The organism is Paludibaculum fermentans, assembly GCF_051172195.1.
Lineage (GTDB): Bacteria > Acidobacteriota > Terriglobia > Bryobacterales > Bryobacteraceae > Paludibaculum > Paludibaculum fermentans_A.
Genome location: NZ_JBPJAQ010000002.1, coordinates 186428 through 212016, shown reverse-complemented (window position 1 = coordinate 212016; position 25589 = coordinate 186428). Strand labels below are relative to the sequence as shown.

General features: G+C 62.0%; 23 protein-coding genes. 16 read left to right on the top strand and 7 right to left on the bottom strand.

The features are described 5' to 3' along the window. Positions 1-2 precede the first annotated feature (2 nt). Positions 3-1373 carry a sulfatase-like hydrolase/transferase gene (locus ACR9Y2_RS27525; protein WP_435045082.1) on the top strand — a complete coding sequence of 457 codons (1371 nt, stop codon included), beginning with the start codon at positions 3-5 and terminating at the stop codon, positions 1371-1373. A 13-nt stretch (positions 1374-1386) separates the two neighbouring features. Here the strand turns inward: ACR9Y2_RS27525 and pgsA are convergent, their stop codons facing one another. From pgsA to hfq, 3 genes are all read right to left on the bottom strand, one after another. Further along, the gene (gene pgsA, locus ACR9Y2_RS27520) at positions 1387-2043 is read right to left on the bottom strand and encodes a CDP-diacylglycerol--glycerol-3-phosphate 3-phosphatidyltransferase (RefSeq protein WP_435045081.1); all 657 of its coding nucleotides are present in this window, start codon (positions 2041-2043) and stop codon (positions 1387-1389) included. Positions 2044-2310: 267 nt separating this feature from the next. After that, positions 2311-3636 carry a GTPase HflX gene (gene hflX, locus ACR9Y2_RS27515; RefSeq protein ID WP_435045080.1) on the bottom strand — a complete coding sequence of 442 codons (1326 nt, stop codon included), beginning with the start codon at positions 3634-3636 and terminating at the stop codon, positions 2311-2313. Between the two features lie 8 nt (positions 3637-3644). Next, positions 3645-3983: an RNA chaperone Hfq gene (gene hfq / locus ACR9Y2_RS27510; protein ID WP_435045079.1), complete on the bottom strand. Its 339-nt coding sequence runs from the start codon at positions 3981-3983 to the stop codon at positions 3645-3647. 296 nt (positions 3984-4279) lie between these two features. Here hfq and ACR9Y2_RS27505 point away from each other — a divergent pair, with 296 nt between their 5' ends. The 3 genes from ACR9Y2_RS27505 to ACR9Y2_RS27495 are packed head-to-tail and all read left to right on the top strand — an operon-like array spanning position 4280 to position 7402. After that, on the top strand, positions 4280-5176 hold the full coding sequence (locus ACR9Y2_RS27505; protein ID WP_435045078.1) for a cation diffusion facilitator family transporter: 897 nt from the start codon (positions 4280-4282) through the stop codon (positions 5174-5176). Then, positions 5163-6866: a DNA polymerase/3'-5' exonuclease PolX gene (gene polX, locus ACR9Y2_RS27500; RefSeq protein WP_435045077.1), complete on the top strand. Its 1704-nt coding sequence runs from the start codon at positions 5163-5165 to the stop codon at positions 6864-6866. Before ACR9Y2_RS27505 ends, polX begins: the two co-directional genes overlap by 14 nt. An 11-nt stretch (positions 6867-6877) precedes the next feature. Further along, positions 6878-7402, top strand: a complete 525-nt coding sequence (locus tag ACR9Y2_RS27495) for an NUDIX hydrolase (protein WP_194452729.1) — start codon at positions 6878-6880, stop codon at positions 7400-7402. A gap of 53 nt (positions 7403-7455) precedes the next feature. Here the strand turns inward: ACR9Y2_RS27495 and rdgB are convergent, their stop codons facing one another. From rdgB to ACR9Y2_RS27480, 3 genes are all read right to left on the bottom strand, one after another. After that, positions 7456-8043 (bottom strand): RdgB/HAM1 family non-canonical purine NTP pyrophosphatase, encoded by a 588-nt coding sequence (gene rdgB / locus ACR9Y2_RS27490; protein ID WP_435045076.1) that lies wholly within the window; start codon positions 8041-8043, stop codon positions 7456-7458. After that, positions 8040-8759: a ribonuclease PH gene (gene rph, locus ACR9Y2_RS27485; protein ID WP_435045075.1), complete on the bottom strand. Its 720-nt coding sequence runs from the start codon at positions 8757-8759 to the stop codon at positions 8040-8042. Before rph ends, rdgB begins: the two co-directional genes overlap by 4 nt. A gap of 192 nt (positions 8760-8951) precedes the next feature. Further along, a complete protein-coding gene (locus ACR9Y2_RS27480; protein WP_435045074.1) occupies positions 8952-10883 on the bottom strand; it encodes a hypothetical protein in 1932 nt (643 codons plus the stop codon). Here ACR9Y2_RS27480 and ACR9Y2_RS27475 point away from each other — a divergent pair. From ACR9Y2_RS27475 to ACR9Y2_RS27420, 12 genes are all read left to right on the top strand, one after another. Then, the gene (locus ACR9Y2_RS27475; RefSeq protein ID WP_435045073.1) at positions 10882-11304 is read left to right on the top strand and encodes a hypothetical protein; all 423 of its coding nucleotides are present in this window, start codon (positions 10882-10884) and stop codon (positions 11302-11304) included. The two genes, ACR9Y2_RS27480 and ACR9Y2_RS27475, sit on opposite strands and share 2 nt — an antisense overlap. After that, complete coding sequence (locus ACR9Y2_RS27470; RefSeq protein ID WP_435045072.1) at positions 11283-13454, top strand: transglutaminase TgpA family protein; 2172 nt, start codon at positions 11283-11285, stop codon at positions 13452-13454. Before ACR9Y2_RS27475 ends, ACR9Y2_RS27470 begins: the two co-directional genes overlap by 22 nt. A gap of 8 nt (positions 13455-13462) precedes the next feature. Beyond that, entirely contained in the window at positions 13463-14419 is a 957-nt protein-coding gene (locus ACR9Y2_RS27465; RefSeq protein ID WP_435045071.1) for a 3-keto-disaccharide hydrolase, read from the top strand. A 124-nt stretch (positions 14420-14543) separates the two neighbouring features. Then, positions 14544-15545, top strand: a complete 1002-nt coding sequence (locus tag ACR9Y2_RS27460; protein ID WP_435045070.1) for a 4-hydroxy-3-methylbut-2-enyl diphosphate reductase — start codon at positions 14544-14546, stop codon at positions 15543-15545. Between the two features lie 14 nt (positions 15546-15559). Next, a complete protein-coding gene (gene shc / locus ACR9Y2_RS27455; protein WP_435045069.1) occupies positions 15560-17485 on the top strand; it encodes a squalene--hopene cyclase in 1926 nt (641 codons plus the stop codon). 82 nt (positions 17486-17567) lie between these two features. Next, positions 17568-18542 carry a hopanoid-associated sugar epimerase gene (hpnA, locus tag ACR9Y2_RS27450; RefSeq protein WP_435045068.1) on the top strand — a complete coding sequence of 325 codons (975 nt, stop codon included), beginning with the start codon at positions 17568-17570 and terminating at the stop codon, positions 18540-18542. Continuing rightward, positions 18529-19245 carry a hypothetical protein gene (locus tag ACR9Y2_RS27445; protein WP_435045067.1) on the top strand — a complete coding sequence of 239 codons (717 nt, stop codon included), beginning with the start codon at positions 18529-18531 and terminating at the stop codon, positions 19243-19245. The genes hpnA and ACR9Y2_RS27445 overlap by 14 nt, the downstream gene beginning before the upstream one ends. Continuing rightward, complete coding sequence (locus ACR9Y2_RS27440) at positions 19184-20326, top strand: alcohol dehydrogenase catalytic domain-containing protein (RefSeq protein ID WP_435045066.1); 1143 nt, start codon at positions 19184-19186, stop codon at positions 20324-20326. Before ACR9Y2_RS27445 ends, ACR9Y2_RS27440 begins: the two co-directional genes overlap by 62 nt. Beyond that, a complete protein-coding gene (locus ACR9Y2_RS27435) occupies positions 20327-21367 on the top strand; it encodes a zinc-binding dehydrogenase (RefSeq protein WP_435045065.1) in 1041 nt (346 codons plus the stop codon). Positions 21368-21383: 16 nt separating this feature from the next. Further along, on the top strand, positions 21384-22301 hold the full coding sequence (gene hpnC, locus ACR9Y2_RS27430; protein ID WP_435045064.1) for a squalene synthase HpnC: 918 nt from the start codon (positions 21384-21386) through the stop codon (positions 22299-22301). Next, the gene (locus ACR9Y2_RS27425) at positions 22298-23143 is read left to right on the top strand and encodes a phytoene/squalene synthase family protein (RefSeq protein ID WP_435045063.1); all 846 of its coding nucleotides are present in this window, start codon (positions 22298-22300) and stop codon (positions 23141-23143) included. The genes hpnC and ACR9Y2_RS27425 overlap by 4 nt, the downstream gene beginning before the upstream one ends. A 45-nt stretch (positions 23144-23188) precedes the next feature. Beyond that, entirely contained in the window at positions 23189-24385 is a 1197-nt protein-coding gene (locus tag ACR9Y2_RS27420) for an MFS transporter (protein WP_435045062.1), read from the top strand. 6 nt (positions 24386-24391) lie between these two features. On the opposite strand, the gene ACR9Y2_RS27415 is transcribed toward ACR9Y2_RS27420, so the two are convergent. Then, the gene (locus ACR9Y2_RS27415) at positions 24392-25585 is read right to left on the bottom strand and encodes a Gfo/Idh/MocA family protein (RefSeq protein ID WP_435045061.1); all 1194 of its coding nucleotides are present in this window, start codon (positions 25583-25585) and stop codon (positions 24392-24394) included. Positions 25586-25589 lie beyond the last annotated feature (4 nt).

The window sequence follows — 25589 nt, the reverse complement described above, 5'->3', positions numbered from 1 at the left end:
TCATGACGGACCAATTCTCACGCAGGGCGCTGCTGGGCAGCGCCGTCACCACCCTGGGTGTGTCGGCCCAACGGCCGGCCCCCGCGGGCAAACCAAACATCGTCGTCATGATGTTCGACGACCTGGGGGTCCGCGACTTCGGCTACCTGGGCGCGAAGGATCTGCAGACCCCCAATATCGACAAACTGGCCGCGGGCGGCACGACCTTCTCGAACTGGTATTCGTGCGCTCCGGTTTGCGCACCGGCCAGGGGCGCCCTGATGACTGGCCGGTATCCGCTGCGGAATGGGGTTGCCGGCAATGGCCGGCCGCTGCCGCCCAGCGAAAAGACCATCGCCACCGTACTGAAGGGCGGTGGTTACAACACCGGTCTGTGCGGCAAGTGGCACCTGGGGAGTACACCGGAAACCGTACCGAATGCGCATGGGTTCGATTCGTTTTACGGGTTTCTGGAAGGCTGCGTCGACTACTACTCGCACCGCTACTACTGGGGTGAACCGAAGCGCGCCAACTTCCACGATCTGTGGCGCAACCGCCAGGAGATCTTCGAAGATGGCCGCTATCTCACTGAGCGCATAGGGGAAGAGGCCGTGGGCTTCATCCGGCAGCGGCGGCAGCAGCCCTTCTTTCTATACACCGCGTTCAATGCCGTGCACTATCCGATGCACGCTCCGCAGAAGTACCTCGACCGCTTCCCCAACCTGCCGGCGGATCGAAAGATGTACGCAGCCATGCTGTCGGCGGCGGACGACCAGATAGGGGCGATGGTGTCGGCCCTGGAGAGCACCGGCCAGCGCGAACGGACGCTGCTATTCCTGGTGGGCGATAACGGCGCCACGACGGAACGGCGTGCCGGTCTTGGCCAGAACCTGGCTTCGGCCGGGCGCAACCTGCCGTTCCGGGGCTACAAATTCAGCACCTTCGACGGCGGCATGCACGTGCCGGCCCTGATGAACTGGCCTGGTCACATCCCGGCTGGCAAACAACTGAATCAACTGGCTTTGACGACGGACATCCTGCCCACCATCTGCCATGCCGCAGGGGTGGATCCACCGGCTGACCGCAAGCTGGACGGCAAGAACCTGTGGCCGGTGCTGACGACGGGCGCAGCCTCGGAGCACGAGTTCCTGGCCTGGGCCGAAGGACCGCAACTCGCTATTCGCAAAGGCAAATGGAAGCTGGTGCTGAATGGTGTGACCCACGACGGTACACCGGAGGGCCAGAAGCCGCTGGAGGGCGAGGACTCGGCGTTCCTGTCGAATCTGGATGTGGATCCGGGGGAATCCCGTAATCTGCGCCGGGAAAACCCGGTGGTCCTGGACGAGCTCCAGACTTTGTTGATGCGGTGGCGGAAGGAAGTGGAGACGCAGTAAAAGTCCGGGGTGATCAGCGGCTGCGTTCGCGAGAGACCGCAGCCGCCTTCATGGCGACCTTCTGACGGTCTTTTTCCAACCGGAGAAGTTCCGAGCGGCGGCGTTCCTTGATGCTCTCGTCGATAAGGTGCCAGAACTTGCGGGCATAGTCGGCGGCGGAAGCCAGGGCGAAGATCATGGTGCCCCACAGGCAGAAGTTGGCCGGGCCCAGAAGCCAGCGGTGATCTTCGGCGGCAAGAGTCAGGGAGATGGCCAATACCTGCGTGACCATCTTGGTCTTACCCAGGTCGCTGGCCTGGATGGTGTAGCCTTCGCTGGCGGCGATGCTGCGCAGACCGGAAACCGCAAACTCGCGGCCGATGATGAGAACAGCCATCCAGCCAGGCACGCGGTGCACCTGCACCAGGGAGATCAAAGCGGCCGATATCAGCAACTTGTCGGCGATGGGATCGAGCAGCATGCCGACGGTGGTGATCTGGTTCCAGCGGCGCGCCAGGTAACCGTCCAGAAGGTCGGTAAATGCGGCGGCCAGAAAGATCAACAGGGCGACGATATCGTTGGTGAGGTTGTAGCCGAATATCTGGTAGACGGAGTCGTCCTGCACCAGAACGGCGACAAGCATGGGCACGAAGAAGATCCGCAGCAGCGTGAGTGCGTTAGGGATATTCATCGGCCTCCACCCAAGATAAACCAAACCGAGGCTGACACCAACCCATTGGATGGGTTTCTCCTGCTTCGGACTCGAAGAACAGTCCGAGTCCAATCCTGACCTGTGGCGGAAGGATAAGTCGGGGTGCTTAAGGTCCTCAAAAGAATGAACAACCTAGCTTTGCCTGTGGAAATTACCTGACCCGTAAGTTGCTTATTTTGAACTACTTCACAGGAGTTCCAAGCAATATCCACAACGTTTTCCACAGGCTTTGGAAAACGGCGAGGATCAGACGAATGGTGCCGTGTCTCGTACAGTTTGAGCCACCCTGTATTGAGCAACGCGCCGCAGAACGGAAGCCGAGACCTCAGCCTCGACCTCACAATAGTCGGCAAGATAGCGCTCCGATGTGACTCTGGCGAACTCATGGAGCAAATGAACGACACCCAAATCCGTAACCGGGATGTGGAAGGTGGCGAACTCGATGGGATCTTCGGGCAACATCCGGTCGACCAGATCCAACAATTCGCTGACGCCGTCTCCGTTGTGGGCGGAGACGGACACGCAGGGGGCGCCGCCGGCCTCGCCGGAGAGCCGCCTCAGCAGAGTAGCCGGGCTCTCGCCCGTACCGCCCAGCAGATCGGCTTTGTTCAGCACCAGGATTTGGGGCGTGTTCTCGGCCCCGATTTCGTTCAGGACGCGCCGCACGTGAGAACTGTGTCCGGCGGCGGCGGCGGATGAGGCGTCGACGACGTGCAACAGCAGGGCGGCCTCGGTCACCTCTTCGAGGGTGGCGCGAAAGGCCTGGACAAGCGTAGTAGGAAGCTGACGAATGAAGCCGACCGTGTCGCTGAGCAGGATACGGCGGCGGCTGGGCAACTGGACCTGGCGGACGGTGGGATCGAGGGTGGCGAACATACGGGCATCGGCGAGAACGCCGGCCCCCGTCAACCGGTTGAAAAGCGTGGACTTGCCGGCGTTCGTATAACCCACGAGGGCGAGCGTCTGCAATGGTACGGCCTGGCGCAGGCGGCGCTGGATGCCGCGCGAACCGCGCACCGCATCGAGATCGTGCTGGATCCGCTTGATTCTATGGTGGATCCGGCGGCGGTCCGTCTCGAGTTTGGTTTCGCCAGGACCGCGCGTGCCGATACCGGCGCCGAGCCGGGACATGGCGATGCCCTTGCCGGTAAGGCGCGGCAGCAGGTAGTTGAGCTGGGCGAGCTCCACCTGCAACTGCCCTTCCCGGGTGCGGGCACGATGGGCAAAAATGTCCAGAATCAATTGGGTACGGTCGACAACTTTGCAGTCCAGAGACCGTTCCAGATTGCGCTGCTGGGTGCCGCCCAACTCGTGGTCGACGATGACCACGTCCACATCCATCGCCTTCACAACCGAGCGCAGTTCTTCGAGCTTACCCGACCCGATCAATGTGGCTTGATCGAACGTGGCGCGGCTCTGCAGTATCTTTTCGATGATCTGTGCCCCGGCACTTTCGGCCAGGGTCGCCAGCTCCTGAAGAGACTCTTCCGGTTCTGGAGCATCCGGCTCTTTTCTTCGTCCGGTTAACTCCACGGCCACCAGAATGGCCCGCTCTCGGCTTTGTTCAGGCAACGAGTGTGTTAGACCTCCGAACCGTCATTGACGGGAGCCGCGGGGACTCCGGGCGCACCTGTGGATGGTGATGGGTGACCGGACAAGGTGTGAGCCGGCTTCGAAATCACGACGGTGGAGATAGCGTGTTTGAAGATCAGCTGTTCCTGATTGTTCGTTTCCAGGATGACCGAATACTTATCGAAGCTTTTAATACGGCCCGAGAGCTTAACGCCGCTCATGAGGTAGATGGTCAGGAAGGTTTTTTCCTTCCTGGCATTGTTCAGGAAAGCTTCCTGTATGTTTTGAGCCTGCTTCTCAGCGCCGGGCCGCTTGGGACCCAATGGGGCCTTTCTCATTTCGTCCATATTGTTTTGGCCCTCCCTTCTCTGCCTGCAAATTGCGTGACCGTTCCGAGGATCTACGCTGGGCATGGAAGCCGTACCCATCGGGGCACAAATCACCCATGCCACTTAGCCGACCAAAGCGGACGGATCGAGGTTCCGCCGTTTGATTGGGCTGCCCATGAGTGTAATCCCGATTGCAAGGATCGGGCAAGTGCCTCATGACGAAAGGGGTTTCGGTTCCAGTGCGGATGAGTCATGGAACCTGTGCCGGGGGCAGGCTCACCGTAGGCCTTCCAGGTTGCGGTACATTCTGGTTGGTGGCGCAAGCGGAAGATCTCGGCAAGAAAGTATCGATTCTCAGCATGGGGGTGAGCGGCGGCCTCGCCATAGCCAAGCTATTGGCGGGCTGGCTGGGCGGTTCGAACTCCGTTCTGGCCGACGGCGTGGAGAGCGCCGGCGACGTGCTGGCCTCGGGCTTCATCCTGCTGGGCCTGAGTGTGGCGGCACGGCCACCCGATGACAACCATCCCTATGGGCATGGACGGTTCGAGACCCTGACGGGGTTGGGTGTAGGCATGGCCCTGGCGGCTGTGGGCGCGCTGATCACCTGGCATTCGCTGCAGAATATCGAGGCCACGCACACTCCTCCGCACTTCTACGCCGTTTGGCCGCTGATCGCCAGCGTGATCCTGAAGGCTACGCTATCCACTTACAAGTTCAAGGTAGGGCGCAGCATCGGCAGTTCTGCGATTGTGGCGGACGCGTGGAACGATACAGTCGACATCCTGTCCGGCACGGTCGCGCTGATTGCTCTCTCCCTGACCCTGTACGATCCAGTACGATTTCTGGCGGCGGACCATTACGGCGGCGCCGCGGTGGGCTTGATCGTCATCGTGCTGGGCCTGCAGGTGGTGCGGGAGACCTCCCTGACCCTGATGGACACGATGCCCGACGACGAGCGGATGAACGACATCCGGAAGTCGGCGATCTCCGTACGGGGGGCCCTGGACGTGGAGAAATGTTACGCGCGCAAGACGGGCTTGCGGTATCACGTGGACCTCCACCTGGAGGTGGATCCTGATTTGAGCGTACGCCGCGGCCACTCAATTGCAGAGGAGGTACGTAACAAGGTAAAGGCAGATTTGCCATGGGTTGCGGACGTGCTTGTTCACGTGGAGCCCTATGGAGAAAGGGAATGGCATGGAGAATCTTGAGATTGCGCGGATGCTGGCCGAGACCGGCGACTTGATGGAGATAGGCGGAGAAGACGGATTCCGCATTCGCAGCTACAGGAACGCAGCCAGCGTGATCGAAGGCTATCCGGAAAGAATTGCGGACATCGTGACAGATCCGGACCGCAAGGTGACGGATATCGCGGGCATTGGCAAAGGAATTGCTGAGGCGCTGAAGGAGATCGTGACGCGCGGTTCGTTCGCGCGGCGCGACGAGATGCTGGAGAAGTATCCCCCAACGGCGCTGGAGATGCTGCGGATTCAGGGACTTGGGCCAAAGACGGTACGAACTCTGTGGGAACACTTCCGGGTTAGCACTTTGGAGGACCTGGAGCGGCTGTGCAGGGATCACAAATTGCAGGACCTGCCGCGCATGGGGGCAAAACTGGAAGACAAGATCCTGAAGGGGATCAGCCAGTACCGCCAGAGCGCCGGGCGTTTCCTGATGAACTACGCCGCGGCGGCAGCCGAAGAACTGGGCACCTACCTGGGTGCGACCGCGGCTGGCAGTTTCCGGCGCGGCCGCGAGACCGTGGGCGACCTGGACCTGCTGGTGACCGGCGACGACGCGGAAGCAGCGCTGGCTAAGTTTGTGAAGCACCCGAGGGTGCACGACGTGCTGGGCCAGGGATCCACCAAGGCTTCGGCCCTATATGGGCTAGAAGGGTTGCAGGTGGATGTGCGGGCCGTCCCGGCGGAGTGCTATGGCGCGGCGCTGCAGTATTTCACGGGCAATAAGGAACACAATGTGGCGCTGCGGCAGCGAGCCCAGAAGATGGGCCTGACGCTGAACGAGTACGGGCTGTTCAGGATCAGCGACGAAACCCGCGTGGCCGGCGCGACCGAGGAAGAGATCTACGAGGCGCTGGGGCTGGCGTGGATCCCGCCGGAGATGCGCGAGAACCAGGGCGAGATCGAGGCGGCCGAAAAGCGTCAACTGCCGGAGTTGATTGAGTTGGAAGACCTGCGCGGCGACCTGCACATGCATACCCGCGAGAGTGATGGCCGGGCCACGTTGGAAGAGATGGCCGAGGCCGCCAAGACGATGGGGTATGAGTACATTGCCATCACGGATCACTCCAAGGCGCTGGCCATGGCCAACGGGCTGGACGAGGCGCGTGCGGTGCAGTTTGCCGCCCAGGTGCGCGAGTTCAACAAGGAGGATCGCGGCATCCGCATCTTCTCCGGGCTGGAGTGCGACATCCTGCGGGACGGCCGGATGGACTTGAGCGAGGACGCGCTGGCCGAGCTGGACTGGGTGGTGGCGAGCGTCCATGGCTACATGAACATCGAAACCTCTGAGATGACAGAGCGGCTGCTGCGCTGTATGCAGAGCCCGTCGGTGAAAGTTCTGGGGCATCCCACGGGCCGGGTTTTGCTGCACCGCGAGGCGTACACCTATGATTTCGACAGGGTGGCGTGCGAGGCGGCCAGGCGAGGTGTCTGGATGGAGGTGAATGCGAGTCCGGAGCGGCTGGACCTTTCGGCCAACCTGCTGCGGCGCGCGAAGACGCTGGGTGTGAAGTTCACCATCTCGACCGATGCGCATCACCCGAAGCACCTGGCAAATATGAAGTATGGCGTCAAGATGGCGCGGCGCGGGTGGCTGACGAAAAACGACGTCATGAACACGCGCGGCGTTGCGGAGTTTGCCGCGGCAGTGCGGAAATAGAACGTATGCCCATGAAACTGATTTCATCGGAGAAGCTGCTGGACACTCCGATTTTCCGCGTGACGATGGACCATGCCCTGGATCCGGATGGCTTCGAGATCAAGCGGGCCATTGTGCAGCACGACGGCTCGGCTGTGATCATGCCTGTGGACGAGAAGGGGCGGGTGCTGCTGGTGCGTCAATACCGGCTGCCGGCCCGGAAGTATCTATGGGAGCTGTCGGCGGGCCGGCTGGATCCGGGGGAGACGCCACTGCAGGCCGCCAAACGGGAGCTGATCGAAGAGACCGGCTACCGCGCGAAGAAGTGGACCAAGCTGACGAAGTTCTACCCCAGCCCGGGCTTCGTGGCCGAGGCGATGACGATTTACGTGGCCCAGGAGTTGAAGGCCGGCGCGGCGACACCGATGGACGACGAGCGCATCGAGTGCGGCTGGTTCACCTGGAAGCAGATGGGCGAGATGATCGAAAAGGGCGAGATCTGCGACGCGAAGACTCTCATTGGCTGGAGTCTGTGGAAGCTGCGCGGCAAGAAGTGACTGGAGCGAGTGGAGGCTGCGGCGCGTGGACCGTCCCGCAGCCCGCTCTCAAATCACATTTTTGAAACGAAGGCCAGCATGGCCTTAAGCGCCTGGCCGCGGTGGCTGACCGACATCTTTTTCTCTTCGCTCGCTTCTCCGAACGTGGAGTTGAACGGCGGGTAGAAGAAGTGGGGGTCGTAGCCGAAACCGTTCGGGCCGGCGGCTTCGTCGAGGATGATGCCTTCGACGTCGCCCTTGAACATGCCGACCAGTTCGCCTTTGCGCGCCAAAGCGATGACGCAGACAAAGCGGGCGATGCGGTCGTCCTGGTCGCGCAGGTTTTCGATCAGCAGGCGGTTGTTGGCCTCGTCGGTGCCTTCGGGACTGTAGCGGGCGGAGAGTACGCCGGGTGCGCCGTCGAGGGCGTCCACTTCGAGTCCGGAGTCGTCGGCAAAGACGAGGTCGTCTGTATGCTTCGAGTAGTGCAGCGCCTTCTTGATGGCGTTCTCATCAAACGACTCGCCGTCTTCCACGGCCGGCGGAATCGACTTCATATTTTCGAGCAGTTGGATGTCAATCTCCGGATAGCCGAAGTGGGCGGCGGCCATGTGAAATTCACGGACCTTCCCGGAGTTAGTAGTTGCGCAGCGAATGATCATTTTCCTTGTATGGCGGCCTTCTGCAGCTCAAAGAGCTCGGCCAGGCCTTTGCGGGCCAGGGCGATCATTTCGAGCAGGCGGTCGTCCTTGAAACTCAGTTTTTCGGCGGTGGCCTGGAGTTCGACGAACTCACCGGCGCCGGTCATGACGACGTTCATGTCCACCTCGGCGGCGGAGTCTTCTTCATAGCAGAGATCGAGCAGGCTGGCGCCCTTGACGACGCCGACGCTGGTGGCGGCGATGAGGTCGCGCAGCGGATTGCGTTTGAGGACACCGAATTCCAGCAGCTTCTTGACCGCCAGGGCCAGGGCGACATAGCCGCCGGTGATGGCCGCTGTGCGTGTGCCGCCGTCAGCCTGGATGACGTCGCAATCGATGACAACGGTGCGCTCGCCCAGGGCTTCCATGTCGACCACTGAGCGCAGGGAACGGCCGATGAGCCGTTGGATCTCGTGGGTGCGGCCCGATTGCTTTCCCTTGGTGATTTCGCGCGGAGTGCGCTCCGCCGTGGCTCGCGGCAGCATGGCGTATTCGGCCGTGACCCACCCGCGGCCGGAGTTGCGCAGGAAAGAGGGCAGGCTGTCCTCGATGCTGGCGGCGCACAACACGCGGGTATAGCCGACCTCGATCAGCGCCGAGCCTTCGGCGGTCATCAGGTAATTCGTCTGGATCTTGACAGGCCGGAGTTGGTCCGGCTGCCGCTGGTCACTGCGCATAGTGGGGTCCTTCCGCTAAGAACGTGCTAGGGAAAAGTACATCACGAGACAAACGAGGACAAGTATCGACCCTATTAGGATGAGGCAGCCCACGGCGCCCGGGTTCTTCGGACCGGAGGGCTTTTTCTTTCCGCCCGCCGGCTTAATCTTCGCCATACGGACTCTATGGTACCTGAGGGGGTGGGTCAGGACCTACTTTAGCGCGACGGCCGCCGCGCGGAAGAACTCGGCCAGGGCTTTGAGCGAGGCCGCTTCCAGATCTTTCAACGTGATGGCAACGACGAGGCGCGCGCGCTGTTCCAGCGCCATCTGGGTGGCCAGGAACTGGGCGCGGTGATAGTCGGCGGTGTAGCCGGCCTCAGGGATCTTCTCGGCTTTCTCACTGAGCAGCACGGTGGACAGGCAGCGGCCGTGGCCGATGATCATCTCGTGGAAGGAGTGGTTCATGGCCGGCCCTTCGTAGACGTCGACAGGCATCTTGAGTCGGGCTCGAAAGAGATCGGCGGCCGCTTTGTCCAACACCTTGCGCAGGGCGATGCCGGAGGCGGAATAGCGCGTGTCCCCGAAAAACGTCAGTTCCCCGTACTCGATGGTGCGGGCGGCGGAGAGTTGCCGCAGCAGCGCGGCGTAGGCGGAAGGGGCGTCACGATCGGTCAATTCCACGCCGCAGGGCAGCCGGTCGTAGTGCAGGGTGATGCCGCCGCGCCACTTGATCTGGCGGGGCGACTCCTTCAACTGCTTCCATTCAGGCGTCTTCTCGATGCCGCCCTGGAAGATGGCGTTCTGGTAGAGCGGATTGGTGATGGATTTATAAAGCTCCACGCTGGGCTGGGTGACGAAGTTCATCTTGCGCAGCCAGGCGAGGCCGAAGACCACATAGTGGATGGTCTGCATGTAGAAGGACAGCGGCTTGTCCTTCGGGATGGTGAGCACGGCCAGCGGATAGCCGGCACGCTTGAGCAGGGCCATCTTCTGGCGGTCGAAGGCGGGCTCGCCCTGGCGCTCCACCACGAGGAAGACGCGGTCCTGCAGGGGGTGCTTCGGCGCCTGGTAGTCGGCCATGCGGGCCTGTTCGCCGATGATGATCTTGATTCCCAGCTCTTCGCTCTTGCCCAGGCTCTCCTCAAAGTTCTGTTTGGTCCACAGCGCAGCGGCGGCGAGCGATTTGGAGAGGACGAGCGTGACTTTGTCGCGGCCTTCGGAGCCCTGTTGCTGGAGGAAAGACGACAACGACCAGGCGGTGTGGATCTGCTGCTCGTCGAGCTGGGTGCCGGCGATCCACTGCTTCAGGTCGACTCCGGCGAGTCCGAGCGGATAGAGGCTGCCGCGCGTCAGCGGGGCGCTATGGCGGCCGGCGGTACTGTTGCCGTTATCGAGCTGCAGTTCCACCTTGCGGTAGCCGCGCGGGCCGGCAAACTGGTCGAGCAGCGAGCCGGGCAGGGTCAGGTACACGAAGTTCGGGCGCGAGTCGAGCTTATTCTTCTCATACAGCTTCGCCAGTTTCTCGAGATTGACGACCGGCTCGTAGGAGGTCATGCCCATCGCCATGCCGACGATGAGGGAGGACTGCAGGGCGTCCTTGAGCGAACCTTTGGAGCGCTTGGTGATATCGGCCAGGATCGCCTTGAGCTTGGCGGGATCGGTCGAGTCGAGGACATAGCACTTGGGGCCTTTGGCCAGCAGGCCGGCCGCGTTGTACATCGACTTGTCCTCGGCCGAGCCGCCCATTCCGGCCCAGATCAGGAACTTGAGCTGCTTGCCGTGCGTCTGTTTGATGGCGGCGCGAATGGCGTCGAGTTCGGCCTGGACGGTTTCGGGCCACTCGGGGTGCTGGGCGGCCAGCCAGGCCAGATGCAGGACTCCGAGGCTGTTCTTGGTCACCTTGCCGTCTGGAGTGGTTTCCATGCCGATGCGGACGAACGGACTGCGCGCGGCGTCCAGGACGTCAAAGCCTTTACGGCGCGCCTTGGCGTCGATGGCCTGCAGTTTGGAAAGGATCCGGTCTTCGGCAAAGCGTGCGGCGTGGACGGCGGAAGAAGGAAGATCGTGGAACAGGGCAAGATTCACGTTCTGGTTGTAACACAGTCGCACGTAGACAGAAGCGTAATGATATGGTTTGGACATGAGAGTTCCGGCAGGGTTATGGTTGTGCGCGGCAGCACTGCTGCTAGGCGCCTGCGCGAGTCTGCCGCACAAACCCCTGATTCCCGTACCGCCGCTGGCGCTGGGCGCCGATTGGAAGCGGACGGGCGTGGAAACACCTGCCGTCGCCGGTGTCCCGGCCAGCCTGCAGGCGCTGAAGCCGGTGCAGTGGGTGAGGACGAGTTACCGCCAGTTGGATCGCATGGTGCTGGTGCAGGTATTTGGGATGTCGACCGAGGCTTCCGCTTTCGAGGCACGGCAGAAATGGCGGAACGAAGGGAATTCCACGGTGTTCCACAAGGGCAACCTGTTTGTGGTCTGTTCGTCTGAGACGGAGTCGATGTCGATTTTGCTGGAGTTCACCAAACTGGTGGAGAACGAATGGCTGCGAGGCGGACGGTAGGATTCGAGGAGAGCGCGATCCGGCGCTTTTTCGAAGTGTCCCTGCTGGGGATGCTGCTGAGCGGATATTGCGCACTGCTGCTGGGCCAGGGCCTGAGCGGCGGGGCCGTCGACGCCCCCAGCGCCGCGCTGGCCGGGATGGCGCTGGCGCTGCGCATCTTCCTGGTGGCCGGCTGGTGGAAAGTGAACGTGGCCTCGCGCTGGGTGACGGCCGTCACGTTGCTCTACATCGGCTTCTACCCGGTGGACTATCTGTATATTTCTCGCGATTTCCTGCGCGCCACGGTCCACATGGTGTTCTTCGTGGCGATCGTCAAAGTGCTGACCGCTACCCGCCCGCGGGATTTCTTCTTCCTGAAGATCATCGCGTTTCTGGAACTGCTGGCCGCCTCCATCCTGTCCACCAACTTGACGTTCTTTGTCTTCCTGACGCTGTTCCTGTTGTGCACGGTGGCGACCTTCGCCAGCACGGAAATCCTGAAGGCGAGGGAGAACCGGACGCTGGTGACCGTGGGCATCGGCGCGTTCGGCAAGAGGTTGGGTTGGATTACGGGGCTGACCACAACCAGCATCCTGTTCGTCACCATGGCCCTGTTCTTCGTGCTGCCGCGTACGGCACGGGCGGCGTTGGAGCGGCTGCTGCCGGGGCGGCAGAGCGTTTCGGGCTTCGCCAGTGAAGTGACGCTGGGCCAGGTGGGCGAGATCCGGCGACAGAGCACGGTGGTGATGCATGTCCGGTTTGAAGACGGTTTCAATCCGCCCAGCCTGAAGTGGCGCGGCAGCGCGCTGTCTGAGTTCAACAACTGGAAGTGGTACAACACGCGGTCGGCCGGGCGCGAAATGCGGCCCGAGATGGGCCTGCTGAAGCTGGTGGATGACGAGCACCTGCAGCAGAGCTACAAGCGCGTGACGTACGAGGTGGTGCTGAATTCGACGGGTGGGGATTCGATCTTTGTCGCGGGTACGCCGGAGTATCTGCGGGTGCCGTCGAAGATCGTACTACAGATGCCGAGCGGCGCCCTCCGTGTTCCGTTCATTGATCCCGACGGCTTCCGCTATGTGGTGCACGCCTCCTTTGGCTGGCAGCCCCTGAACGGCCGGATGGGCGGCGGCCCGCGGTTGTCGGCTGCCACCCATGCTGCCCTCGAACGCCTGCCGGAGAACGATCGCAACTTCCACCTGAGGCTGCCGCCGCTGGACAAGCGGGTGACGGCCCTGGCACAGCAGATTACCGCCGGCGCCAAGACGGATGCTGAGCGGGCGCGGGCCATCGAACAGTACTTACGGAATAACTTCCGCTACTCGCTGACTCCGCTGGAGCACGAGGTGGAGGATCCGCTGGCGACGTTCCTGTTTGAACGGCGGCAGGGGCACTGCGAGTACTTCGCGTCGGCCATGGCGGTGATGTTGCGCGCCGTGTGGGTGCCTTCGCGCGTGGCCACCGGTTTCCAAAGCGGCAGCTACAATCCGCTGAGCGGCTGGAGCGTCATCCGGGCCTCGGACGCCCATAGCTGGGTGGAAGCCTGGATCCCCGGCCAGGGTTGGGTGACGTACGATCCCACGCCGTCCGACCCGAATCTGGCTTCAGGCGGTCCGCTGTCGCAACTCGCCCTGTGGTCCGATGCCGTGGAGATGTTCTGGCAGGAGTGGGTGCTGGGTTACGATCTGGATCGCCAATTGACGCTGGCGCTGAAGATGGAGCAGTCGCGGCACCGGCTGAGCCTCGACTGGCTTTCGCCGCTTTGGAACGGCTTCGCCAGGGCATCGCGGCAAGCCACCACGGTCAATCCGCGGGTGTATGCCGGAATCTTCATTGCCATCGCCTGCCTGGTGATGCTGGCGGTTTCCTGGCCCCACATCCGGGCGTGGCGGATCCGCTGGGTGGGCCGCAACCGCCTGCTGCGCGGTGAGGCGGATTCGCACGATGCGGCGCTGATCTACCGGGAGATGCTGAAACAGCTCAAGCGGCGCGGGGTGGAAAAGCCCCCGGCCTGGACGCCGGCCGAGTTTGCGCGCAGCGTGCGCAGTGAGGCGCTGGCCGAGATCGTCAAAGAGTTTACGGCTGTGTACAATGCGCTGCGGTTCGGCGGGCGCAAGGATGACGCGGCGCGCCTGGCTACGCTGCTGGAGCGAATCGAACATCTGCCATAATTCGTTCGATGACCCGCTCTATTCTGCTTTTTGCCTTCACCATGCTGGGACTCTCGGCGCAGGACTCGAATTTCGACGGCCGCTGGAACATCCGGGTGAACACCCCGCGAGGCCGGATGTGGTGGCTTGAGGTGCAGGGGGCCGCCACGGGCAAACCGCACGGCTCGTTTGTGGGTGCGCCCGGCGGACAGGTGGATGTCATCAGCGAAATGAAGCTCCAGGATGGCGAGCTCAGTTTCCGTTTCGAGAATCGCGCCTCCAGCCGGGACGCCAAAAGTCCCGTGGTGAAGCAGGTATACCGGGCCAGGCTGAAGGACGGGCGGTTGTCGGGGACTCGGGAAGAGGAAGTCTCCGGCAAGGTGTCGCCAGTCCTGCCCTGGACGGGTGTGCGGGCTCCGGCGATCCATGAGCACGACGACGGGCGGTGGAAGGCCGGGCAAACAGTGGCTTTGTTCGACGGAAAAAGCCTGGCCGGGTGGCGTCAACTGCTGGCCTCGGAGCCGGGCTGGTATGTCGAAGGCGGGGTGCTGAAGAACAGGGAGAAGGCGTCCGACCTGTTGAGCGAGGCCAGGTTCTGGAACTTCGAGGTCAAGTTGGAATACCGGTATTCGAAGGGATCGAACAGCGGCCTGGCATTGCGCGGCCGTTACGAAATCCAGATCTTCGACAACTTCGGCGAGGCTCCGGACTGGCATGGGAATGGGGCGTTGTACAGCCGCATCGCCCCGTCGACGAACGCCAGCAAGGCCCCGGGTGAGTGGCAGACGTTAACGGCGCGGCTGGTCGGACGTGATCTGACCGTCATCCTGAACGGCGTAAAGGTGATTGATCGTAAGGACGTAGTTGGACCCACGGCCATGTGCATGGACCCGGAGGAAGACAAACCGGGACCGCTAATGTTACAGGGCGATCACGGTCCGGTTGAGTTCCGGAAAGTGGAAGTGACTGAGCTGCAGTTACGTTGAACCCATACTGCGCAGGATAGTTGCGCCGTTGTGGATCCAAACGAGAGGCAAAGACGAGACGAAACGATGGGGTGTCCAGCCGGGTGATGCCCCATCGGTTGCTATAATGAGCTAAGTCTCTTTTATGCAGAATAACGGAAGCGCTGGGAAGAAGGTCATCCTTCTGCGTCCGCGGGGATTTTGCGCCGGTGTCGTTCGAGCGATCGATGTCGTAAAAATCGCCCTGGACGTGTATGGAGCGCCGATCTACGTACGCAAGGAGATCGTGCATAACCGCCATGTGGTGGAAGAATTGAAGGGTTTGGGCGCCATCTTCGTGGACGACCTCCACGAGGTGCCGGCCGGCAACCGCCTGATCTTCAGCGCGCATGGTGTGTCGCCCGCTGTCCGCGGCGAGGCGAAGGAACGGCAACTGGAAGTGATCGACGCCACCTGTCCGCTGGTGACCAAGGTCCACCTGGAAGCCGTGAAGTTTGCCCGCCAGGGCTACGGCATCCTGCTGATCGGCCACAAGGAACACGAGGAGATCGAAGGGACCTTCGGCGAAGCGCCGAAGAATACCTTCATCATCCAGACCGAGGCGGATGCCGAGGCGGTACAAGTCCCGAATCCCGATCGGGTTTGTTTCCTGACCCAGACGACGCTGAGCCTGGACGAGACGCGCGGCATTATCGATATCCTGCGGCGCCGCTTCCCCAAGGTGGAAGGGCCCAAGTCGCAGGACATCTGTTACGCCACCGAGAACCGCCAGATGGCGGTGAAAGCGGTGGCTCCGCTCTGCCAGTTGCTGTTGGTTGTGGGTTCGCAGAACAGTTCGAACTCCAAGCGACTGGTGGAAGTGTGTGGAAAGACGGGCGTTCCCGCGTACCTGATTGACGACAAGTCGTTCCTCAAGGAGGAGTGGCTGCAGGGCGTGAACACGGTATCGGTGACGGCGGGCGCTTCGGCGCCTGAGAATCTCGTACAGGATCTGATCCACTACCTGATGGATCGCGGATTCGCGACCATGGAAGAGATGGACATCGTCGACGAGGATGTGCGGTTCCAACTGCCGCATGAACTCCAGGGCGGCATGGTCAAACTCACCACAATCTCGACATCTACGGCGGCGCCGGCCACGATATGAGCCCAGGATTGCAGGTGGAGGACGCATTACTGACCGCTACGGCGAAAGCCGCGCGGAGCGCCTCTGAATACCTGCTGTCCCGACAGGATCCGGCCGGCTACTGGTGGGGCGACCTCACGGCTGACTCCACATTGGAATCGGACTGGCTGCTGCTGCTGCTGTGGCTGCACCCCCCGCGTGACGGGCAATGGGTGCCGCCAGACCGTGCGAAAGTCGACCGTGCGGTGGCATCAATCCTGGCCCGCCAGAACGCCGACGGCGGATTCGCCATCTACCCGAAGGGTCCCTCCGATTGCAGCGCGAGCGTGAAGGCGTACTTTGCTCTGAAACTCGCGGGCATCCCGGTGGACGATGACCGGATGGTCCGGCTGCGGGAGCGGATTCTGAGCCTGGGGGGCATCCAGGCGGCCAACAGCTACGTCAAGATCAATATGGCGCTGTTCGGATTGTTCCCGAGCCAGCACGTACCCAGCGTTCCGCCGGAAATCATGCTGCTGCCGGCCAATCTGCTGTATGAGATGTCTTCCTGGACCAGGGCCATCGTGGTGCCGCTGTCGATTGTCCAGGCGAATACGCTCGGCAATCCTCGCCCGGTTCCTGAAGGATTCGAACTGGGCGAGCTATTCAAGCCGGGCGCGGACATTTCGTTCCATCGGGCTGACTCGTTCTTCTCCTGGAAGAACGGCTTCCTCATGACGGACAAGCTGGTCAAGTTTTGGGAGCGCCAGGGACCGCGGAGCATCCGGGCCAAGGCGGTCGCCAGGGCGAAGGATTGGATTTTAGAACGTTTCCGTCACTCCGAGGGGCTCGCCGCCATCTATCCGAGCATGCAGTACGCCATCATGGCGTTGGACTCGCTGGGGTATGGCGTCGATTCGCCGGAACGTGCCGAAGCGCAGAAGCAGTTTGACGCGCTGCTGGTGGACGACGGCGAGCGGTTCTTCTTCCAACCATGCTTTTCTCCTGTATGGGACACAGCCATCGCGGCCTACTCGCTGGGAGAAGGGGGCTTTGCCCCCGAGGAGCGTATGCGGCGCTGCGGCGACTGGCTGCTGACGAAGGAAGTCCGCCAGAAGGGCGACTGGAGCGTTAAGCGGCCCAACACGCAGCCATCGGGCTGGTACTTTGAGTTCGCCAACGAATTTTACCCAGACATCGACGACACGGCGATGGTGCTGCTGGGTCTGTTTCACACGCGATCCAGCCGCAAGCCGGAATTCGACGCTGCCGTCGGCCGGGCGATCGACTGGCTGCTGGCGATGCAGAGCAAGGATGGCGGCTGGGCTGCGTTCGACGTGGATAACGACACGCACAGCCTGAGCGAAGTGCCCTTTGCAGACCACAACGCGATGCTGGACCCCACCTGCCCGGATATCACGGGCCGGGTGCTGGAAGCGCTTTGCCTGTGGGGCGTGAAGCAGGATTCCACGGCGGTGCGGCGTGGCGTGGAGTACCTGCGAACATCGCAGGAACCAGACGGCAGTTGGTATGGCCGCTGGGGGGTCGATTACATTTACGGGACTTTCCTGGCCCTGCGCGGCTTGCGGGCGGCCGGGTATGACGAGCGTGAGGCCGAGGTATTGCGCGCCGGCGAATGGCTTCGTTCCGTCCAGAATGCCGACGGCGGTTGGGGCGAGAGTTGCGAGAGCTATGCCCGCGGCACTTTTGTCGGGGCGGAGAGCACGGCGTCCCAGACGGCTTGGGCAGTGCTTGGCCTGCTGGCCGGCGGAGATACGACGAGTGAGAGCGTTCACATGGGCGTGGATTTCCTCATCCGGAATCAGCGTCAGGACGGAGGGTGGGATGAGGATTTGGCCACGGGAACCGGGTTCCCGCGCGTGTTCTACCTCACCTACCACCTGTACCGGCATTCTTTCCCCGCACTTGCGCTGGCGGAATATATGAAACTAAAGGGCGGACGAGGCGCCGTACACCCATGAAGGTGACAGCGCAACGGCCGCACAGCGGCGCGAGGAAGGCGCCGCGGTAGCACATGGGGTCTGATCTTAGCGAGGCGAAAGCTTGAAGCCGGCGTTGGTGACTGGCGCTTCGGGGTTTCTCGGCTGGCACGTGGCAAGCGGGCTGGTCGAGAGGGGTATTCCCGTGCGCGCCATGGCGCGTAAGCCGGAGAACCTGCGGGGTTTGGACGTCGAGATCGTGCCGGGCGACCTGCGCGATGCGGACTCCCTGCGGCGAGCCGTAGCCGGTTGCAGCCTGGTCTTCCACGTTGCCGCCGACTACCGGCTGTGGGTCAGGAATCCACAGGAGATGTACGACTCCAACGTCTCCGGAACCAGGAACCTGCTGGGCGCGGCCCGCAAGGCCGGTGTGGAGCGAGTGGTTTACACCAGCACAGTAGGCTGCATTGGGTTTGTTCCGGGCGGACTGGGCAACGAGACAACCCCTGTCAGCCTGGAAGACATGACCGGCCACTACAAACGCTCGAAGTTCCTGGCCGAGCAGGAAGCTTTGCGGTTTGCCCACGAGGGCTTCCCGGTGGTGATTGTGAACCCCACCGCGCCGGTGGGCGATCATGACGTGAAACCGACCCCGACGGGGCAGACCATTGTGGATTTCCTGGCGGGTCGCATCCCGGCTTTCGTCGACACTGGATTGAACATAATCGACGCAAAAGAGACGGCTGACGGACACTGGCTGGCGTGCGAGCGGGGTAAATCGGGCGAACGGTACATCCTGGGTAGCGAGAACCTGACTTTGGAGCAGATATTGGGCAAGCTGGCTGCTATCAGTGGCAAGACCGCGCCCAAGACGCGCATCCCGTGGCTAGTGGCACTGGTAGCGGGTGCGTTTTCAACAGCTTGGGCGAATATTAGCGGGGTGGCTCCGCGCGTGCCGCTGGACGCCGTCCGAATGGCTCGCAAGAAGATGTGGGTGAGTTGCGCCAAGGCGGAAAAGGAATTGGGTTTCCGGCCGTCTGGCGCTGATCTTGCACTGCGAAAAGCGGTGACCTGGTTTGAGGCAAATGGCTACTGCTGACGGCAATCCGATTGTGGCGATCGCCGCCGAGGCCCGCGAGTTTGACGGGCTGCTGCGGCATGCGTCATCCGTGTCGGAACTCGACTGGCCGGTGACGTTTGCGAGGCGGGCCGAGATCGGCGGCGTGGCGTGGATCCTGTCGGCCAACGGCCCGGGTCCCAGGCTGGCGGGAGCGGCGGCCGACGTGGCGGCCCGTCAAGTTGAGCCTCGGGCCTACATAAGTACTGGATTTTGTGGAGCTTTGGACCCGGCCCTGGATGCCTGCCAGGTGTTTGTGGCTTCCACTGTGGAAGCGCGCGACCAGGGCCGCGAGTTCGGATCGACGATGACCAATGCGGAGACTCCGCATGCCCAGGGCCGCCTGCTTTCGGTAGACCGGGTAGCCGTCACGGCGGCGGAGAAAGCCGCTCTGTGGGCAGAAGGATCGTCGGTGGTCGAGATGGAAGCCGCTGCCGTCGCAGAACGGGCGGAAAGATCGGAAACTCCGTTTTATTGCATCCGCGTCGTAAGTGATACCGCTCGCGATGAGATGCCACTTGATTTCAACCTTTATCGCGACCGGGATGGTCGTTTTTCGCGCGGACGCATTGTGGCCGCTTTACTGATGCGGCCTGCCAGTTTCGCCGGTTTGATGCGACTGGATGCCCATTGCCGCCGCGCTTCTACGAACCTGGGGGATTTCCTTGCCGACTGCCGATTCTAGACTGAACGGTTCTCCCAACGGCACTATGATGGCTGCCGTGTACACGGGCAAGGGCTACATCAGTGTGGAGCCCGTGCCTGTGCCTCAGATTGGACCGGGAGAGATCCTGGTGCGGGTGGAAGCCTGCGGTATCTGCCACACAGACCTGAAGAAGGTGGAACACGACCTGCTGCCGCCGCCGCGCATCTACGGGCATGAGTCCGCGGGCGTGGTTGTACAGGTGGGTGAAGGTGTTACGAAGTATCGAACGGGCGATCGTGTAATCGCTTTCCACCACATTCCTTGTAAGAAATGTTTTTATTGCTCGAAGAAACTGTACGCACAGTGCGAAACTTACAAGAGGGTTGGCATCACAGCGGGGTTTGAGCCCGCCGGCGGCGGATTTGCCCAGTACATCCGTGTGATGGACTGGATTGTCCGGGACGGCGTCGAACTCATCCCTGAGGGTGTTTCGTTCGAGGTCGCAAGTTTCGTTGAGCCCGTGAATACCTGCCTGAAGGCGGTAGTGGAGATGAATCCGCAACCCGGAGACGTGGTGCTGGTTCAAGGCCAAGGGCCGATTGGGCTGTTGTTTACCATGCTGGTGAAGCGGACCGGAGCCACTGTCCTGGCGACGGACGCGATTCCAGAGCGGCTGGCGCTGTCCCGCAGGTTTGGCGCAGCCGAATCATGGGATCCGCGCACGGAGGATGTTGCGCGGTTGTGTAAGGCTTTGACGGAGGGTCGCGGCGTGGATCAGGTTTTCGTCGCCGCCTCGGCCAAAGGGATCGTGGATCAGGCGATAGCGTCCTCCCGTCCCGGCGGCGAAATATTGCTGTTTGCGCAGACCAGTGACACGGAAAGAATCGAACTCTCCGGCGCTGACATCTGCAAAATGGAGCGGACGCTGTTAGGGTGTTACAGCGCTTCGGTCGATCTTCAGGCCGAGTCCGCTCGTCTGGTATTTAGCGGGGATTTGCCAGTGGAAGATTTGGTTTCTCACAGACTTCCGCTCTCTGAGATCCGGGAAGGCATTGGTCTGGCGTTGCATCCGGACGGCAAATCGTTGAAAATAATGGTTCAGCCACAGAGGTTGTCTTAAGTGAACAAGCAGATGATGGCGGCCGTGCTCTACGGGCGTGAACAGGTGCGCGTAGAACAGGTGTCCGTGCCTCAAATCGAAAAAGGCGACGTGCTCGTGCGCGTGCGGGCCGCACTCACCTGCGGCACCGACGTTAAGGTCTTCCGTCGCGGGTATCACGCAAAAATGATCGTCCCGCCGGCCTTGTTTGGACATGAGTTGGCGGGCGACATCGTCGCCGTAGGCGAGCATGTGGAAGGCTTTCACGCCGGTCAGCGGGTGGTGGCAGCCAACTCAGCGCCCTGCCTGAACTGTTTCTATTGCCGCAAGGGTCTGGAGAATCTCTGCGAGGACCTGTTGTTCAACAATGGGGCGTACGCCGAGTTCATTCGTATTCCCGCTCGCATCGTTCAGCGGAACCTCTACGAGATTCCCGGTCACCTGAGCTATCCGGATGCTGCCCTGATTGAACCGTTGGCCTGTGTTTTGAAGGGTTTGGAAGAGACCCATGTACGCCCCGGCGACAACGTCGTGGTGATTGGCCAAGGCCCCATCGGGCTGATGTTCGTCCGTCTCGCCAAAGTTTACGGCGCCAGGGTGATCGCCCTGGGCCGCCGCACTTCGCAACTGGATCGCGCCCTGCGGATGGGCGCGCACGATGCCCTGCTCAATACCGATGCCGAGGATGTGATGCGCCAGGTGCGCGGGCTCACCGGCGGGTATGGGGCGGATGTCGTGATTGAAGCCGTGGGCAATCCGGAAACCTGGGAACTCGCCGTGCGCCTGCTGCGGCGCGGCGGGACGGCCCAGTTCTTTGGCGGCTGCCCCAGCGACACGCGTATCATGCTGGAGACGCAGATGCTGCACTACAGCGAGATCAAGTGCGTGGCGAGCTTCCACCATACTCCGTCGTACATCCGCAAGGCTCTTGATATTGTCAGCCGCGGCGACATCACCGCCCGTGATTTCGTCAACCGGGAAGAGCCGCTCACGAACCTGCTCGAGGTGATGCGCCACCTGATGAGCCATAACGGCCACATGAAGACGGCCATCATTCCCTAAGGCAGTTGCGATCAGCGTGCAACTGCAACCCGTCGAGTTTCTGAAGTCGCAGGAAGCCATGACAAAAGCCTGGTCCACCGACCAGGCTTTGTCGTATACGCACTGGCTGGCGACGCACCACTACGAGAACTTCAATGTGGTGAGCTTCCTGCTGCCCAAGCATCTGCACCAGGATTTCTACAACGTCTACTCGTTCTGCCGCTGGTCGGACGATCTGGGTGACGAGATTGGGGACACAGCGGAGAGCCTGCGCCTGCTCGCCTGGTGGCGCGGCGAGTTGCGCGGCCTGTACCAGGGGGTCAAACCGACTCATCCAGTATTCGTTGCTCTGGCTCCGACGATCGAACGGCACAAGCTCCCCATCGACCCGTTCGACAACCTGTTGACGGCATTCATTCAGGACCAGACGGTAACCCGCTACGACGACTGGGCTGGGGTGATGGGGTACTGTGTAAACTCCGCCAACCCCGTGGGGCGGCTGGTGCTGATGCTTTGCGGTTACCGGGACGAGGAGCGGTTCCGCCTCTCCGATGCCACCTGCTCGGCTCTGCAGTTGGCCAATTTCTGGCAGGATGTCACGGTGGACCTCAAGAAGGACCGCGTCTACCTGCCGCTGCACCTGTTCCGAAAGCACGGCTACACAGTGGAAGAGCTGTTCGGCCACCGCAACACGCCGGCCTTCCGCAAGGTCATGGTGGAAGCGGTGGACTACGCCCAGGAACTGTTTGAGACCGGCCTGCCGCTGATCGGCAAGCTGGACCGCCGCCTGGCGCTCGACATCGACCTCTTCAGCCGGGGCGGAATGAAAGTCCTGGACAAGATCCGGGCGCAGGATTATGACGTATTGAAAGGACGGCCGGTGGTTTCCAAGCCAGAGCGGGCAATGCTGCTGCTGCGCAGCCTGCTGCGCGCGGCCGTGTCGAAAGCCGCATGAGCCGCCTGGCCGCGTCGTACGCCCATTGCGTGGGGGTTGCCCGCGCGCGGGCCAAGAACTTCTACTATTCGTTTCTCGTGCTGCCCGAGGAGAAGCGGCTGGCGATGTGCGCCATCTACGCCTTCATGCGCGAGTGCGACGATCTCAGCGACGAAGCTGGGGCAAGTTTATTGAATATAGCGGGCTGGCGCGCCCAGATGGTGCGGACCCTCACAGGCCCTCCGGCAGACCACCCCGTGTGGCCCGCATTCCAGGATGTGGTGCGCAAGTATCGCATTCCGGCACAGTATTTCCACGAGATGATCGACGGAGTCTCCAGTGACCTGGAGCCGCGCAAGGTCGAAACCTTCGACGAGCTCTATCGCTACTGCTACCTGGTGGCCTCGGTGGTGGGACTGACCACGATCCACATCTTCGGGTTCGACGATCCGCGCGCCCTGGCGCTGGCTGAGAAGTGCGGCATCGCGTTCCAGCTCACGAACATCATCCGCGACGTCCGTGAGGATGCGGCAAACCAGCGGGTATACCTGCCGGCCGAGGATCTGGCCCGTTTCGACGTCACGCCCGAGGCGCTGGCTGGGCCGGTGACCACGCCCGAGATCCGGGCGTTACTGGAGTTTGAGGGCGCACGGGCCAAGCAGTATTATGCCGAGTCGCGGCCCCTGATCGGCCTGATGCGGGAAGACAGCCAACCGGCGCTGTGGGCCCTGATCGAGATCTATTCCCAACTGCTGAAGCGCATTGACCAGCGGGGTTTCGACGTGATGCCCGGCAAGATCCGCCTTTCCACCTCGGAAAAGATGACGGTGCTCGGCCGCGCCTGGCTGCGACGGCTGTTCTAGCCTGAACCCGGAACGCCGCCCTGTGCGGTCCAATAGAGTATGTCCATGCGCCGTGTGGGGGACTGGCTGGGAATCAATCGCGCCACCCTCGGTGTGCTCGTCGTGGTGGGCGGGCTCGGCCTTTCCGAGGAGCTCTGGCGCAACTTCCTTTCCATCTACCTCAACGTAAAGACCGGCGACCTGGCGAAGGCCGTCGGCTACATGGGCATCTACTCGTTCCTGGAAAACCTGGTTGAAGGACTCGGCTACTTCCTGGGTGGGACTTTCGCTCATCGCCTGGGGCCGCGAGTGGCACTCGCTATCTCCGCCGTGCCGATGACCGTAGGCTTCACGCTGCTGTTGTCACTACACGAGCCATGGGCCATCGTGATCGGAGCGCTGCTGCTGACCAGTTGGGATCCACTCTCAGTCCCGGCGACATTCGAAGTGGTAGACAGCGAGGTTGCCGCCAACCGCCGGAACATCGCATTCTCCGTGCAGAGTATGCAGAAGCGGATCCCCAAGATCATCGGCCCGCTGATTGGCGGCGTGGTCTTTGCCATCGGCTACTGGGCAAATCTCTGGCTGGCAGTGGGCGTGCTGGCTGCCTCCGTGATCGCGCAGGTCACTTTGCTGGGCCGCATGAAGCCGACGCCGGAGCCCGATCCCATGCCAGCTCGCGAAGTCCTCGCCTCCATCCCGCCGGACCTGAAACGACTGCTGACGGCCGAGATCCTTCTCCGCTGGGGCGACTGGTTCGTACGAGACTTTGCCGCTCTATACGTAGTGGCTGTGTTGGGCCGTAGTCCCGCCGAGTACGGCCTGCTGGCTTCCCTGACGGCCTTCACGGCCCTGCTCACCTATATCCCGGTGGGCAAGCTGGCCGATCGATCCTCCAACATGAAGCCGTTTGTCGGAATCACCTTCGTCCTGTTTGCGCTCTTCCCGTTTTCGCTGACACTGCTGCCAAAGACCGGACTACCCCTCATGACCGCGCTCTGCATCACATTCGTCCTGAACGGACTGCGCGAAATAGGGGAACCGGCCCGCAAGGCAGCCATTACGGCCGGCATGCCGCCGCGCATCCGGGCTCGCGCCGTGGGTTTGTACTGGGGACTACGCTCGCTCTTCTTCTGCCCTGCTCCACTGGCCGCAGTCTGGCTGTGGAGCCATGTCGGGCCGGAGTGGACATTCCTCACCGGAGGTGCAATTGGCCTCTGCGGGACCGCCTGGTTCCTATTGCGGGTGCGTGTTTCCAAGTAACAACGATTACCAGCGCAGTTTGAGATCGTGCGTCCACTTCTCTTCGGATTTCATCATCTCATCCCACGTCACTTCGCGGTTCTTGTAGGCGGCTGTGCGGCCGAGGATGGCGGTGAGATTGCTCCTAATCGATTCCTCGTAGTTGTAGATGGGCTGGCCGGCCTTCACCGCGGCGATGAACAGCTTGACGTTCTCGACGGCTCCGCCCTTGAAGGTATCGTCCTTCTCGGCGCCCATCCAATTGTTCTTACCAGCGATGCGCAGCATGCCACCGTAGTGGGTATCGGCGCAGCCATCAATGCCAACAACGCGCACGCAAAGATCGCTATAGCCGCCATTCAACTGGTGCGAGCTGAAGTCCGCCTGCACCCCGTTGGGGTAGAAGAACTGGACCAGGAAGTGATCCCAGGCGTCGCCCGCATCGTAGGCGGTGCCCGACCAGTCCGTGCGGCCGCCGCTGCCGTACGCTTTCACGGGATGGCCTTGCAGGAACCAGTTGGCGACGTCGATCACGTGGATGTTCTGCTCCACGATGATGTCGCCGCCCAGCACCTTATCCATGTAGAAATTGGACATGCGCCGCTGGCCGGGCTCCATGCCCGGCGCGCCCTTGTCTTTCGACGGGCGGCTGGCGTAGTAGTAAACCTGGGCGAAGGCCGGCTTGCCGATGTCGCCGCGGAAGATACGCTCGGCCGCCTCCTTGTAGACCTCGCGGACACGCGTCTGGAAGTCGAGATAGAACGTCAGCTTCTTCTGGCGGGCCTGGTCACCGCTGGCGAGCACGCTCTTACAGCCCGGCACATCAACCGCCATGGGTTTCGCCATGTAGACGTGCTTGCCCGCATCGACGCCCCATTTCGCCTGCTCCGCGTGGAAAAAAGTGGGCGTCTCGATGACGATGGCGTCGAGCTTGGACTCAGCCAGTTGCTTGCCGGAATCCGGGCCATAGTACGACCGCGAGCTCTCGACCTTGAATTTCTCCTGGGTCGACTCCAGATTCGTCTTCACGACGTCAGCCAGCGCGACTACGCGAGCCCCCGTGTATTCCACGAAGAAGGGAGCAATCCAATTGCCGCGGCCGCCGCAGCCGATCAGGCCCACTTCCACATTGGAATTCGCCTGGTAACCGAAGACTGTCTCCGGCTTGAGAATCATCAGGCCCGCGCCGGCCGCCTTCAGGAAATCTCGTCTCTCACTCATGAGC